Consider the following 13,352-nt stretch of genomic DNA (forward strand, 5'->3'; position numbering starts at 1 on the left):
GCACTTACGAAGCAGCCGCCCCTTGTGGGCGGCTTTTTTATGGTCTGAAGCCTGGCCGACGCTAAACCGCATGGCAGGCGACGCGGTGGCCGTCGGCGACCTCCCTTAATAGCGGGATCTCGCGCCGGCAGCGGTCGCTGGCCTGCGGACAGCGGGAGGAAAAGCGGCAGCCGGCGGGCGGCCTCGACGGATCGGGTATTTCACCTTGCACCACCGCCAGCGGCTCGCTGTCCGGGTCGAGGGTCGGGACCGCCGCCAGCAGCGCCTGCGTATACGGATGCAAAGGTCGGCTGAATAGCGCATCGCGACCGGCGGTCTCCACCAGCTGGCCGAGGTACATCACCGCCACGTCATCGCACAGATGCTCTACCACGCCGAGGTCGTGGGAGATAAACAAAAACGTCACCCCGTGGTCGTCGCGCAGATCGGAAAACAGATTAATAATCTGCGCCTGAATCGATACATCGAGGGCCGAAATGGGCTCATCGGCAATAATAAAATCCGGGTTTAAGATCAGCGCCCGGGCAATGCCGATGCGCTGGCGCTGGCCGCCGGAAAACTCGTGCGGAAAGCGGTGGTAGTGCTGCGGCGCAAGACCGCAGATGCGCATGACGTCAATGGTTTTGTCATACAGCTCCTCCCGGCGACACAGCTTGTGCTCCAGCATCGCTTCACCGATGGCGTCACCGATGCGTATGCGCGGGTTTAACGAACTGTAGGGATCCTGAAACACCAGCTGGATTTTCGGGCGCAGCGCGCGCATCGCCTGCGGCGACAGTTCGGCAAGCTCCTGACCGCGAAACTTGACGCTACCGGCGGTCTTCTCATACAGCCCCAGCAGCGTACGGCCAACGGTCGTTTTCCCGCTGCCGGATTCGCCCACCAGGCCAAAAATCGTTCCCTGGCGAATCTTAAAGCTCACGCCATCCACCGCCCGCAGTTCGCCGGTCTGTTGACCGAATAGCCCATCGCGCAGCGGGAAGTGCTTTTTCAGCCCATCCACTTCAATTATGTATTCATGACTCATACCACGGACTCCGCGAGTTCACTGTAAAAGCAGGCCGCCTGTTGGGTTTGACCCACCAGCGGCGGAACGCCCTGGCGGCAGCGTACAGTCGCGTTGGCGCAGCGTTCGGCGAAGGCGCACCCGACGGGCAGGGCGGCGAGGTCCGGTACCTGACCGGGGATTGAGTAGAGGCGTCGCCGCCGCTCCCCCGGCACAGGGCGCGAGGCGATCAGCCCCTGAGTATAGGGATGCTGCGGGTTACGCAAAATGGTCGCTGTCGCACCTTGCTCAACAATACGCCCGGCGTACATCACCACCACGTGTTCGGCCATCTGCGCGATGACCCCGAGATCGTGGGTAATCAGCATCATCGCCATCCGGTTGGCCCGCGCCTGGTCGCGCAGCAGTCGCAGGATCTGCGCCTGCACAGTGACGTCCAGCGCGGTCGTCGGCTCATCGGCAATCAGCAGCTTCGGCTGGCAGCTCAGCGCCATGGCGATCATCACCCGCTGCAGCATGCCGCCGGAGAGCTGATGCGGATAGCTGGCCATCAGGCTATCCGCGCGCGCCAGTCCGACATCAGCCAGAAGCTGGATAGCGTGCTGCCATGCGAGCTTCGGCGTCTCGCCGCGGTGGCAAATCAACGGTTCGCACAGCTGCTCGCCAACGGTGAGTACCGGATTAAGGGCGCTCATCGGTTCCTGAAAAATCATCGCCAGCTGATTGCCGCGTAGATCGGCCATATGGGCGTTTTTCAGCCGCAGCAGATCCTGACCCGCGAAAAGTATCTCCCCGCCGTCAATGCGCGCCGCCTGCGGCGGCAGCAGGCCCATCAACGACAGGGCGGTGACGCTTTTACCGCAGCCGGATTCGCCAACCACGCCAACGGTCTGCCCGGCGCGGATAGTGAACGACACCTCCTGCACCGCGCGTACCCGGCTTTTGTCGGCGGCAAACGAGACCGAAAGCTGATTAAAGGTAATTAATGCGCGACTCATTTCAGCCTCTGTTTCATTTTGGGATCCATCGCGTCGCGCAGGCCGTCGCCCAGCACGTTGATGGCAATAACGGTGATAAAAATGGCGATCCCTGGCGGCATCCACAGCCAGGGACGGCGCTGAAAGTCGATCAGGCTGTTGGCGGCGTCCATCATATTGCCCCACGATGGCGTCGGCGGCACAACGCCAAGCCCGAGGTAGCTAAGCGCCGACTCGCTGAGGATGGCGTTAGCCACCGCCATGGTCGCCATCACCACCAGAATCGGTACCGTATTCGGCAGCAGATGACCAAACAGGCGGCGTCGCGCCGACAGCCCCAGTACCTGGGTCGCCAGCATAAAGTCGCGCTCGCGCAGGGAGAGGCACTGTCCGCGCACCAGCCGCGCCAGCTTCGGCCACTCCAGCAGGCTCAGCATAATCACCACCATATAGATGCGTGAGTCCGGCGAGAAATCGAGTTCGGAGAGCATCGCGCCCGCGACAATCAGCAGCGGCAGGCCGGGAATGGTCATCACCAGGTCGGCAAAACGCATGATGAGTTTATCGGTCAGGCCGCCGGCGTAGCCCGACAGCGCGCCGAGCAGATAGCCAAGGGCCACCGACAGCAGCATGGTCAGCAGGCCAATAATCAGTGAAATGCGCCCGGCCAGCAGCAGGCGGGTATAGATATCGCGACCGAGAAAGTCGGTGCCCAGCCAGTGCGCCGCGCCGGGCGGCTTGTTGATCATCAGGGCGTCGGTGGCGTCGTCTTGCCACGGCGACCACAGTGGTCCCAGGACGCACCAGAGGGCCATAATCGTCAGCAGCAGCAGGCACAGCATCGCCAGCCGGTTGCGGCGCAGCGCCCGCCAGGCCTGACGCCAGGGGGACGGGGTCACCTGGGCCAGCGCCGGGATTTCCGCCTTGCGCAGGCGTCGGTTGGAAGAGAACAGAGAGCTAAGCATCATGACCTCACGCGAATGCGCGGGTCGGCCCACGCGTAGAGCACATCGGCAATCAGGTTGCCAAGAATGGTGAGCACCGCCAGAAACAGGGTGAAGCCCATTAATACCGGGTAGTCGCGGGCGGCCAGCGAATCGATGTGAATATGCCCGGCTCCCGGCCAGTTAAACACTTTTTCGGTGATGATCGCCCCGGAGAACAGTCCCGGAAGCTCGAAGCCGAGCAGGGTGATGATCGGCAGCAGGGCGTTACGCAGGGCGTGCTTGAGGATAACCGTGCGTTCACGCAGCCCTTTGGCGCGGGCGGTGCGGATAAAATCCATTTTCACCACCTCGAGCATGCTGGCGCGAAAATAGCGGGTCAGGCTGCCCGCCTGAAGCATCACCAGCGCCAGTACCGGCAGCGCCAGATGGGCGGCGACCTGCAGCACATACTCCCAGCCGCTGTCGTCGCTGCCGGTATTGGTCATGCCGCCCACCGGCAGCCAGTGCAGATCGACGGCGAACCATTTGATCAGCAGCAGGCAGAGGAAAAAGGTCGGGAACGACATGGCGGCGAAAACCGCGACGCTCACCAGATGATCGAACGCAGAATTGGGCTTCAGCGCCGAGATCACGCCCACCGTCAGGCCAATTCCCCAGTAGAACACTAGCGCCACGCTGGCCAGCAGGAAGGAGTTCCAGATGTACTGGTTGAGCAACTGACTGACCGGGATCTGGTACTGCAGCGAGAACCCCAGATCGCCGCGCAGCAGCTGGCCGAGCCAATGGAGATAGCGGGTGAGCAGCGGCTGATCCAGGCCGTAAATGGCTTTCAGTTCGGCGGCGCGAGCGGCGGTGAGGGTGATATTGCCATCGATAAAATCGCCCGGCGTTTTGGCAAACAGCATAAAAATGATAAAGGAGGCCAGCAGCAGCATCGGCAGCGTTTGCAGCAGCCGTCTCAGGATGAAATTTCTCATGACATTCTCACGTCAGCCGCCGGGAGGCCCGGCGGCTCAGGATTACTTAACGATTTTGACATCCGGCAGGCTGCCGGTCAGGCCGTTGTAGATATCCGGTTTGAAGCCGCTAACCCGGGCGCTGCTCGCCGAGAGAATTTCGCGGTAGCCGAGAAGGATCACCGGCGGGTCCTGCGCCAGCACCTGATACAGCTGGTGGTAGATAGGCTTACGTTTTTCCACATCGAGCACCGAGTTGCCTTCGGTTATCAGCTTATCAACCTGCGGGTTGTTATAGCCGGACTCTTTCGCTTCCGCGCTGTAAAAATCCCAGACGCCATCGTGCGGGTCGTTAAGGGTGCTGGTGCTGAACGACGCCAGGTCGTAATTACCCGATTTACGCTGCGCCATCAGGGCGTTGAAATCGACCACCTGCGGTTTTAACAGCACGCCAATCTGTTGCCAGTTCTCTTTGGCGATGGGGATTAGCGCATCGTTGAGCACTTTTTTGCTGACCAGCAGGGTTAACTCGAGGCGTTTGCCCTCTTTAACGCGGATACCGTCAGCGCCCGGTTTCCAGCCGGCTTCGTCAAGCAGCTTTTTCGCCTGCGCCGGGTCGTAGTGATACGGGTTAACCCCGTCGGCGTTGTAAGCCCAGGAGATCGGCGCGATAGGCTCAATCGCCACTTTACCGTAGCCCTGGTAGACCACATCGATCAGCTTCTGGCGGTCAAGGCCGTAAATCAGCGCCTGGCGTACCTTGACGTCCTGTAAGGCCGGGCGGCGGACGTTAAATTCCACCTGGCTGTAGTCGCTGGAGCCGTAGAGGTTGATATTGGCAAAGCCGAGCATTTTTAGCTGTTCGATATCGTCAGGACGCGAGGTAAAGGCGTCGTAGTCGGTTTCGCCCGTCTGGAAGAGCTGGAAATTGGTCGACGGGTTGGTCACGCGATAGATAAAGCGCGGAGTCGGCGGGGTTCCGCGATAAAAATGGCTGTTAGCGTGGAAACGAATCTCCTGGCCAGGGATGTATTTGTCGTAAACGTAAGGACCGTTGCCCAGCGGTTTGCCGTGCAGGGTGCGCAGATAATCGAGATTGCCGCGCTGGTAGCCTTTGCCGTAATAGGCTTTGGAGAGGACCGGGCCGCCAATTTTTGCCAGCGTCGTCGCGCCCGGTTGGGTGGTGGTTACCTGGAGCGTTAAGGGGTCAACCACTTTCAGGCCGCTGACGCTATCGGCTTTGCCCGCCTTGTAGTCCGCGCCGCCGGCGATATTGGCGAGCGTAATATCGGTATCGCCATCGTATTTCGGGTCCAGCAGCACGGTGAGGGTAAAGGCGACATCCTCGGCGGTCAGCGGCGAACCGTCGCTAAAGGTCAGATTGGGACGCAGCTTGATGGTGTAGACCTTGTTATCCGGACTGACCGTCCAGCTTTCGGCGAGGCCCGGCACCAGCTTGCCGTGGCTGTCCCAGTCGATCAGGCGCGAGAAAATGACGTTGGTGACGTTCTCATCCCAGCCGTTGACGAAGAAGTAGGGGTTAAAAATACCCTGCGGCTCGGAGATGCCGGCCACGACGGTATCTTTGCGCAGCTTCGCGGCCGCGGGGATCTGGCTGGCATCGCTGGCCGGGGTGATCCCTTCTTTTAAAATGTCGTCGGCGATGGCGACAGAAGAAAATGCCACCGCGCCGCCGAGCAACGCTATCTTCAGAGCAAGCGCGAACCGCGTTTGTTTGGTTTGTAACCCGTGCAGTAGTCTGGACAAAAGTGCTCCCTCATCAATTGATTGCGTAGAGTATTTACAAATCATGACGAAAGATAAGAGGCGCACCGCGGCCTGTCTAACAACGAAAGGCTATGGCTTATAGCAATTTAGCATTAGCCATAATTTGGCATTAATCTGCCATTTTTGTGCTAAGCGCCAGCATTCTCTGCTGCCGTATCGCCGGAAAGGGTTAAGCGGTCCGCCACCCAGCCGGCATGCTGCTGTAAATGAGGATTTGCCAGCGGCTTCGCCAGGCGTATCCGCAGCTGCCCAATCACCCGTCCCTGAATCTGCTCGCAGCTGCCGTATAACAGGCGGGCATCGGCGCCCAGCAGCGCGGCGATGCGCTGTAAATCCGGTTCCTGCCCGCTGCTGCCGTCAAAATGCAGCGTGACCAGCTGCTGGTTTTCGCTCAGCGAGAGTCGTTCTTCCGCGCGGTCATGATGGAGCGTGCCGAGCAGGCTTCGCGTGACAGCATGTCCGGGATGACCAAATACTCGCCACACTTCGCCCTGTTCGATAATTTCTCCGTGCTCAAGCACCGCGACCCGGTCGCAGAGGGTGCGAATAACGTCCATCTCATGGGTGATCAGCACGATGGTCAAACCAAGGCGCTGGTTGATCTCTTTAAGCAGTTTCAGCACCGCATGGGTATTTTCCGGGTCGAGGGCCGATGTGGCTTCGTCGCACAGCAGGATCTCCGGCTGCGTGACCAGCGCGCGGGCGATACCGGTACGTTGCTTCTGGCCGCCGGAAAGCTTGGCCGGCCAGCTGTCGCGCAGGGCGCTGAGGCCGACCAGCGCCAGGATCTCATCAACCCGTTTCTGCCTTTCCGCGCGCGGTACGCCGGCCATTTTCAGCGGCAGCTCAACGTTCTGCGCCACCGTTTTGGTCGCCATTAAATTAAAGTGCTGAAAGATCATCGCGACCCGCCGGCGCAGGTCGCGCAGCTGGCTGCGGGAGTAGTGCCGCGTATGTTCGCCGTGAATGGTAATCTCACCGCTGTCGGCGTTTTCCAGACGGTTGAACAGGCGCAGCAGGGTTGATTTTCCGGCGCCGCTGCGGCCAATAATGCCGAAGATTTCTCCCTGAGCTATCTGCAGATTAATATCCCGCAGCGCCTGCACGCCGTTGGGGTAGGCTTTACTTATCTGGCTCAACTGAATATGCGTTGTGGGGTTGGGTTTTTGCGTCACGATGGCGGCTCTGTTAACGAAATTAAGCGGCAGCCCGCAGGCTGCCGATGAACATCCGGCGATTAAAAACCGGGCAGGATTTTGCCTTTATAGCGGGTGAGAATGAAGCTGCGCACGCGGTCTGAGTTCAGGGCTTTCGCCAGCTTCTGAATGCCGGGATCGTTGATGTTGTCGGGACGCGCCACCAGATACTCGACGTACAGATCGCTACCTTTTTCCACCAGCAGCGCCTTATCGGTATCAATTCCAGCCTCCAGCGCATAGTTGGCGAAGATAAATGCCAGATCGACCTGATTCACCGCCCGCGCCAGCATCGCGCCTTCCAGCTCGCGAATTTTAAAACGGTGCGGATTGGCGGTGATATCTTTGGTCGCCGACTGCGGATCGCGCGGATTTTTCAGGGTAATCAACCCGGCATTGCTGAGCATCACCAGCGCGCGCCCGGTATTCACCGGATCGTTCGGGATGGCAACGGTGGCGCCATCCGGTACCTCTTTGATAGTTTTATATTTGCTCGAATAAGCGCCAAACGGTTCAATATGCACGCCGACCACCGGCAGCAGATGGGTGTGGCGGGTCTGGTTGTAGTTATCGAGGAAAGGGCGGTACTGGTAGTAGTTGGCGTCCAGATTTTTCTCCGCCAGCTGCTGGTTGGGCTGGATAAAGTCGTTGAAGACTTTAATTTTCAAATCGACCCCCTGTTTCGCCAGCTCGGGCTTAACGAACTCCAGAATTTCGGCATGGGGGACCGGCGTTGCGCCCACGGTCAGCGTCTCGTTGGCGCTGGCGGATAAAGCGAAGAGGGCCAGGAGCCCGGCTGCGAGTGTTGTTTTTTTCATTGTCTTATTCCTGAAGCTATTGTTATTTGCGGCTCATCGCCTTCACCAGACGATCGCCGCTCATCTGTACTATCTGCACCAGAGCAATCAGCAGCAGAACGGTTATTACCATCACGTCCGTCTGGAAGCGCTGATAGCCAAAGCGGATGGCCAGGTCACCCAGCCCGCCGCCGCCGATGACCCCCGCCATGGAGGTATAATCGACCAGTAAAATCGCCGTCACGGTCACGGCGGCAATAAGCCCGGCGCGCGACTCCGGCAGCAAGGTGTGCCAGATTAGCTGCCAGGTGTTGCCGCCCATCGACCAGCTGGCCTCCACCAGACCGTGCTCCACCTCGCGCAGCGCGGTCTCAACCAGCCGGGCAAAGAAGGGCGCGCAGCCGACAACCAGCGGCGGAATGGTGCCTTCAACGCCCAGCGAGGTGCCGGTAATCAGCGTCGTCACCGGGATCATCACAATCAATAAAATGATGAAGGGCAGCGAGCGCAGAACGTTGACCCCCAGCGAAAGCAGGCGATAGAGGCGCGGAGCATGGAGCAGGCGAGGCTGGCCGCTGAGATAGAGCACAATTCCCAGCGGTAGGCCAATCAGCACGGTAAAGCCCAGCGACCAGCCCAGCATGGTCAAGGTATCGAGGCTGGCCTGCGCCACGTCGCCCCAGTCGATAGCAGCGAAAAAAGCCAGCGCGCCGTTCATCTCAGTTCCAGTCATGGCGTTGTGGAGGAATGCCGTTCAGCACCCAGTTGCCCAGCAGCTGATATTTCCAGCGCACCGGATCGTGCAGGGTGTGGACGCGGCCGTTGCGCCAGTGGCGATCGAGATTGAGGGCGATGCTGGTTGAGCGGGTGCCGCTAAGCTCAAACAGGCGGCTGGCGGCTTCCAGCGCCGCTTCGGTGGTAAAGACCTTGGCGCGCGCCACGGCGATAGACGCCTGAGCAACGTTATCCTCGCTCAGTTCGTATTTATAGCGATCGAGCACTTTACCGGCCCGATCCAGCAGCGCATCGGCGGCGGCCAGCCGGCTGTCAAGCTGGCCAATATGGTAGATAGTCAGCGGGTCTTCGCTGGCCCGCTCCACGCCGGCATCGATCCACGGGCGGGCGAACTGGCTGACAAAGTTCACCGTGTCGTTAAGCGCCGCGCGGGCAATTCCCAGGTCGATAGCGGCGGTGGTGAGCTGGGCAAACGGCCCGGCAAGGGTTGGCGTCGCGTAGGATTTCCACGTCGGGAACAGGTGGAAAGGCTCGACGACAAGATTCTCCGCCAGGACCGTTCCGCTGGCGGTGGTGCGCTGGCCGAGGCAGGCCCAGTCGTCGATGACCGTCAGCCCAGCCGATTCGCGCGGCACAAACGCCAGCTGCGCGTTATTCTCTGCATCGAGCGCCAGAATGCCGACCCAGTGGGCGTAGAGCGAACCGGTGCAGTAGCCTTTTCGACCGGTAATGCGCAGACCGCGTTCGCTGGCCTCCAGGCGAGTGCGGATATCGAGTACCGTCTTGCCGCCGGTTTCAGAAAGGGCATTGGCAAAGCGATAGCCTTGCAGCACCTGATCGAAGAAAAATGCCTGCTGCTCTTCGCTTCCCTGGAGGCGGATATCCTCGAGAAGACAGTAATGGTTCTGGGGAATTTGCCCCAGCGACGGGTCAGCGGCGGAAATAATCGCTATCACCTGGGCCAGCGTGGCGGCGGATACCTCGGCACCGCCCCATTGTCGCGGGACGGTGATACCCCACAGGCCGCTGTTGGAATAGGTGTCGATAATTTCCGCCGGTACGATGCCGCTGCGATCGCGTTGTGCAGCGTCGGGCTGCAGCACCGCGGCAATCTCATGGGCGATAGCGATAGCTTCGTCATCGCTGCGAATAACGTGCGCCTTTGGAAGCTCTCGGGTGTAGTGAATGATTGGTTTATCGTCGGACATAGTCACTTCTCATGGTTAAACAAACGGCATATGCTAAAAATAGCTAAGTAAATACTTAATAATTCCTGTGGGTTATATGACAGCTAAAGCAAAGGCTATGCCAGAACGTTTTTGAGATTTAAAAGATTAATAATCAATGAGATGGATTTTTTTCTGGGCTTATGCACTGCTGCAATTGCAACCTGAATTCACCAGGGTGTTGGATTTGCAACAGTGTGGAAATCAGAGGGAGCGCATATCGCCCCGGAAGACCGGGGCAGGATGTGGATGAAAGAGGAAGTGATGCCGTGCTGGCGTAACCGGTTTGTCTAGCGCGAATGCCAGAGGATATCCGGTTCGGCAAACCCCTCTTCGACGCGGGCGAAAAAACGACTGGCGTGCAGGCCGTCGACGAAGGCGTGATTGAATCTGCCCGCAACCGGGATAATGCCGTTTTTCAGCTTGCCCCAGGTGAGGGCGGGCACCGCCGCGCCAATGTAGTACTCGGCGTGAGTCATGGCGCTGAAATGCAGCCACGGCAGGCAGCTGGCGCAGAAGAAGTTCTCGCCGTTGACGATAAGCGGCGCCGGCGCGGTCCGTTTCGCCGCGTCAATCTTCGGCGTAGCGGCAGCGCTAAAGGCGGCAAAATCGGCGGCGTTATCGCACCAGACCTGGCGAAAACCTTCCTGCGCGGTCATTACCGGCGTCATCACCGCCAATTGGTCATATTCGATAATCTCGTCGTCCAGCAGCCGCTGCTTAAGCTGCGGCACGTCGTTTGCCGCGCGCACCAGCCCGTAGAGCGCCAGCTGGAAAAAAGAGACGCCGCGATCTTTCGCGCATTCGTATAGCCGCTGCGCCTCGACGGGAACGCAGAGATTAAAGCTGGGGTTGGCAAAACCGCGATAAAAATCAAAATGATCTTTTCGCGGCCAGCGTTGTTTGTCGATTATGCGATAGTTGGCCACGGGCCTCTCCTGTTGGCTGACTTTCCTTCACTATGCGACGATTTCAATCAGGTTGCCATCGGGGTCTTTGATCACCGCTTCGTAGTAGCCGTCACCGGTGGTTCGCGGCGGGGAAACCAGTATTCCCTGGGCGTCGGCGCGTTTCGCCAGCCTGTCGACATTTTCCGCGCCGCCAACGCTTATCGCCAGATGCACCCAGCCGGTATGGTTATTATCCGCCGTCAGTGCGACCAGTCCCGGCTTGGTCATCAGCTCGATAGCAATGTTGTCGCCAATCTTGACAAAAAAGGACTCAAAACCGGGGTTGGTTTGGCTGCAGTACTTCTCATTGATCTCGCCGTCGAAGAACGACACCCAAAAACGGGCCTGTTGCTCAAGCTGGCGGGTCCATAGGGCGATGTGGGCAATTTTCATAGCAAACCTCTTGATAGGGTGAGTTGACAGTCAGGGCCATAATGCACGATCATGCACTTTGTTGCTCGATGAAGATTTAATCAGGAGTTATTTGTGCTCGATTATGCTGCTTTCCCCAAACAACGACAAGCGCTTATTTGCCAGATCCTGCAGGAGAACGGCAGAGTGGTTTGCGCCGAGCTTGCCGACCGCCTTAACGTCTCCGAGCATACTATTCGCCGTGATTTACATGAGCTTAGCCGGGAAGGGTACTGTAAAAAGGTTTACGGCGGCGCGGTGATGACCCTGCCGGAGGCGGGTGATTATAGCGAGCGCAAAGAGAAAAATACGGCGACAAAAAGCAGAATCGCGCAGAAGTGCGCAAAGCTGGTGAAACCCGGCGGCTGCATTTTTATCGATACCGGCACCACCAACCTGGCGATGGCGGAAGCGCTGCCGGCGGAGCTGGCGCTAACGGTGGTCACCAATTCTCCCGAGATCGCTGCCGTCCTGCTCAAGAAACCGCTGTACGATGTGGTGATGCTTGGCGGTCAGATCCAGCGGGCCAGCGGCGGCTGCGTGGGCGCCTCTGCCGTGGCGCAGATTCAGGGCATGCTGTTCGATCAGGGCTTTATCGGCGGCTGCGCTATGGCGCCCGAGTCCGGCCTGACGGGCTTCGACTACGCCGATTGCGAATTTAAAAAAGCGGTGATAAAGCAGTGCAGCGAAATCATCGTCGGCCTCACCTCCGATAAGATCCCGGCGGTGGCGCGCTTTGTGGTGGTCGAAAGCAGCGCCATTGACGTGCTGGTGGTCGAGGAGAACATCAGTCGCGAATATCGCGACGCGTTCAGCGAACACGATATCCGTATTTATACCGTTTAGCGCGGAGGCTTACTTCGACAGCGACGTGGCAATCAGGCGCAGGCCGAGGGCGCCCAGCACCGTGGCGGTGACGATATCGATCTTACGCTTCATGCGCAGGTAGACGCCGCGCGGCCTGGCGGAAGAGAGCACCAGGGCCACCAGCGAATACCAGCTGACGTCGATCACAAAGCTCATCAGCGGCACGATATAGTAAAAGGCCAGCGGGATGCGTTCCGGCAGCAGGGCGGTAAAAATAGAGGCGAACACCAGCGCCGTTTTTGGGTTGCTGAGCTGGGTATACAGACCATCGCGGAAGGTCTTCAGCAGCGAATGTTCCGCCGCCATGCCGCCTGCCGCAAAATCCATCGGCTGCGCCGCGCCGCGGTAGATTTTATACCCCAGCCATAGCAGATAGATGCCGCCCGCGACCTTCAGGCCAATAAACATTTCCGGCACCGCCGTCAGAACTTTTTGTAACCCCAGCATGGCCATAATCGAAAAGATGGCGGCGCCCGCGCCGGTGCCCAGCGCGGTGACCAGACCGTGCGTTCTTGAGCGCGCAACGGCGTTGCGGGCAACGTAAATAAAGCTCGGACCGGGGCTAATCACGCCCATAATGAGGACGGCGGCAAGGGCCATCAGGCTGGATAAGAACATAAACGCTCCTGGTTGACGTTGAGCGCTAAAGTCGTATCTGGCTCCGGCTCATGATGGATTTCGCTCTCAAAAAATAAACAATCTTTACCCCGCTGTCACCCAACTTTACGGGGGGACGTTTAATCGCCCGTTCGAATAACGATTCCCATTTCGCGAGTCGGTGATAAACTGACTAAATGTGATCTTTGTCATATCGTCATTAAAACAGAGAAAAGAGACACTGCTATGCAACATATCATTGAGGGCTTCCTCAACTTCCAGAAAGAGATCTTCCCGCAACGTAAAGAGCTCTTCCGCAGCCTGGCCTCCAGCCAGAATCCTAAAGCGCTGTTTATCTCTTGTTCAGATAGCCGCCTGGTGCCGGAGCTGGTGACCCAGCAGGAGCCGGGGCAACTGTTTGTGATCCGTAACGCCGGGAATATCGTGCCCTCTTTCGGTCCTGAGCCGGGCGGGGTTTCCGCAACCATCGAGTACGCCGTCGTTGCCCTGGGCGTGACCGATATCGTCATTTGCGGCCACTCCAACTGCGGCGCGATGAAAGCCATCGCCACCTGCCAGTGCCTGGACCCGATGCCTGCCGTCTCCCACTGGCTGCGCTACTCCGACGCGGCGAAAGCGGTCGTGGAGAAGAAAACCTGGGCCAACGAGACCGATAAAGTCAACGCAATGGTGCAGGAAAACGTCATCGCCCAGTTGAACAATATCAAAACCCACCCGTCGGTTGCCGTCGGCCTGCGCGATAGCACGCTGCGTCTGCACGGCTGGTTCTACGATATTGAAAGCGGCGATATTCGCGCGCTGGATAAAAACAGCAAAACCTTCGTGTCGCTGTCGGAAAACCCTGACGTCTATTTCGAATAAACCTCCCGCAGGGCACG

Annotated in this window: 14 protein-coding genes; 2 read left to right on the forward strand and 12 right to left on the reverse strand. The window is 58.9% G+C overall.

Features of this window, described 5'->3' with window-relative positions; genetic code table 11:
* Window positions 1–61: 61 nt before the first annotated feature.
* The 11 genes from CMQ96_RS26525 to CMQ96_RS26575 all read right to left on the reverse strand — a co-directional run bounded on the left by CMQ96_RS26525 (window position 62) and on the right by CMQ96_RS26575 (window position 10,971).
* Window positions 62–1,027 (reverse strand): ABC transporter ATP-binding protein, encoded by a 966-nt coding sequence (locus CMQ96_RS26525; protein ID WP_064411035.1) that lies wholly within the window; start codon window positions 1,025–1,027, stop codon window positions 62–64.
* Window positions 1,024–2,004, reverse strand: coding sequence for an ABC transporter ATP-binding protein (locus tag CMQ96_RS26530; RefSeq protein WP_098067569.1), 981 nt, complete (start codon window positions 2,002–2,004; stop codon window positions 1,024–1,026). The genes CMQ96_RS26525 and CMQ96_RS26530 overlap by 4 nt, the downstream gene beginning before the upstream one ends.
* Window positions 2,001–2,951 (reverse strand): oligopeptide ABC transporter permease, encoded by a 951-nt coding sequence (gene opp4C, locus CMQ96_RS26535; RefSeq protein ID WP_024357949.1) that lies wholly within the window; start codon window positions 2,949–2,951, stop codon window positions 2,001–2,003. Before opp4C ends, CMQ96_RS26530 begins: the two co-directional genes overlap by 4 nt.
* The gene (locus CMQ96_RS26540; protein ID WP_004136715.1) at window positions 2,948–3,907 is read right to left on the reverse strand and encodes an ABC transporter permease; all 960 of its coding nucleotides are present in this window, start codon (window positions 3,905–3,907) and stop codon (window positions 2,948–2,950) included. The genes opp4C and CMQ96_RS26540 overlap by 4 nt, the downstream gene beginning before the upstream one ends.
* A 42-nt stretch (window positions 3,908–3,949) precedes the next feature.
* Complete coding sequence (locus tag CMQ96_RS26545) at window positions 3,950–5,653, reverse strand: ABC transporter substrate-binding protein (protein ID WP_064411041.1); 1,704 nt, start codon at window positions 5,651–5,653, stop codon at window positions 3,950–3,952.
* Between the two features lie 149 nt (window positions 5,654–5,802).
* On the reverse strand, window positions 5,803–6,849 hold the full coding sequence (locus CMQ96_RS26550; protein WP_049088706.1) for a methionine ABC transporter ATP-binding protein: 1,047 nt from the start codon (window positions 6,847–6,849) through the stop codon (window positions 5,803–5,805).
* A gap of 62 nt (window positions 6,850–6,911) precedes the next feature.
* The gene (locus CMQ96_RS26555; protein ID WP_004136719.1) at window positions 6,912–7,688 is read right to left on the reverse strand and encodes a MetQ/NlpA family ABC transporter substrate-binding protein; all 777 of its coding nucleotides are present in this window, start codon (window positions 7,686–7,688) and stop codon (window positions 6,912–6,914) included.
* Between the two features lie 22 nt (window positions 7,689–7,710).
* Window positions 7,711–8,385, reverse strand: a complete 675-nt coding sequence (locus CMQ96_RS26560; RefSeq protein ID WP_004136721.1) for a methionine ABC transporter permease — start codon at window positions 8,383–8,385, stop codon at window positions 7,711–7,713.
* A 1-nt stretch (window position 8,386) separates the two neighbouring features.
* Window positions 8,387–9,610 (reverse strand): SfnB family sulfur acquisition oxidoreductase, encoded by a 1,224-nt coding sequence (locus CMQ96_RS26565; protein ID WP_004136723.1) that lies wholly within the window; start codon window positions 9,608–9,610, stop codon window positions 8,387–8,389.
* Window positions 9,611–9,918: 308 nt separating this feature from the next.
* Window positions 9,919–10,557, reverse strand: coding sequence for a CatA-like O-acetyltransferase, family 1 (locus CMQ96_RS26570; RefSeq protein ID WP_098067570.1), 639 nt, complete (start codon window positions 10,555–10,557; stop codon window positions 9,919–9,921).
* A 30-nt stretch (window positions 10,558–10,587) separates the two neighbouring features.
* Window positions 10,588–10,971: a VOC family protein gene (locus CMQ96_RS26575; protein ID WP_004136727.1), complete on the reverse strand. Its 384-nt coding sequence runs from the start codon at window positions 10,969–10,971 to the stop codon at window positions 10,588–10,590.
* Between the two features lie 93 nt (window positions 10,972–11,064).
* Here CMQ96_RS26575 and CMQ96_RS26580 point away from each other — a divergent pair, with 93 nt between their 5' ends.
* A complete protein-coding gene (locus tag CMQ96_RS26580) occupies window positions 11,065–11,835 on the forward strand; it encodes a DeoR/GlpR family DNA-binding transcription regulator (protein WP_004136729.1) in 771 nt (256 codons plus the stop codon).
* A gap of 9 nt (window positions 11,836–11,844) precedes the next feature.
* On the opposite strand, the gene CMQ96_RS26585 is transcribed toward CMQ96_RS26580, so the two are convergent.
* Entirely contained in the window at window positions 11,845–12,474 is a 630-nt protein-coding gene (locus tag CMQ96_RS26585; RefSeq protein ID WP_098067571.1) for a LysE family translocator, read from the reverse strand.
* Between the two features lie 225 nt (window positions 12,475–12,699).
* Between CMQ96_RS26585 and CMQ96_RS26590 the strand changes: the two genes are divergently transcribed.
* Window positions 12,700–13,335 (forward strand): carbonic anhydrase, encoded by a 636-nt coding sequence (locus CMQ96_RS26590; protein ID WP_004136733.1) that lies wholly within the window; start codon window positions 12,700–12,702, stop codon window positions 13,333–13,335.
* Window positions 13,336–13,352: the final 17 nt, after the last annotated feature.

The sequence above is a fragment of the Klebsiella sp. MBT K-1 genome (assembly GCF_002556465.1).
Taxonomy (GTDB): domain Bacteria; phylum Pseudomonadota; class Gammaproteobacteria; order Enterobacterales; family Enterobacteriaceae; genus Klebsiella; species Klebsiella grimontii.

Bases quoted from the DNA above. Each gene is read 5' to 3' on its own strand.
- CMQ96_RS26560 (WP_004136721.1), bottom strand. From the start codon at position 8,385: ATGAACGGCGCGCTGGCTTTTTTCGCTGCTATCGACTGGGGCGACGTG.
- CMQ96_RS26555 (WP_004136719.1), bottom strand. From the start codon at position 7,688: ATGAAAAAAACAACACTCGCAGCCGGGCTCCTGGCCCTCTTCGCTTTA.
- CMQ96_RS26525 (WP_064411035.1), bottom strand. From the start codon at position 1,027: ATGAGTCATGAATACATAATTGAAGTGGATGGGCTGAAAAAGCACTTC.
- CMQ96_RS26585 (WP_098067571.1), bottom strand. From the start codon at position 12,474: ATGTTCTTATCCAGCCTGATGGCCCTTGCCGCCGTCCTCATTATGGGC.
- opp4C (WP_024357949.1), bottom strand. From the start codon at position 2,951: ATGATGCTTAGCTCTCTGTTCTCTTCCAACCGACGCCTGCGCAAGGCG.
- CMQ96_RS26590 (WP_004136733.1), top strand. From the start codon at position 12,700: ATGCAACATATCATTGAGGGCTTCCTCAACTTCCAGAAAGAGATCTTC.
- CMQ96_RS26575 (WP_004136727.1), bottom strand. From the start codon at position 10,971: ATGAAAATTGCCCACATCGCCCTATGGACCCGCCAGCTTGAGCAACAG.
- CMQ96_RS26565 (WP_004136723.1), bottom strand. From the start codon at position 9,610: ATGTCCGACGATAAACCAATCATTCACTACACCCGAGAGCTTCCAAAG.
- CMQ96_RS26530 (WP_098067569.1), bottom strand. From the start codon at position 2,004: ATGAGTCGCGCATTAATTACCTTTAATCAGCTTTCGGTCTCGTTTGCC.
- CMQ96_RS26540 (WP_004136715.1), bottom strand. From the start codon at position 3,907: ATGAGAAATTTCATCCTGAGACGGCTGCTGCAAACGCTGCCGATGCTG.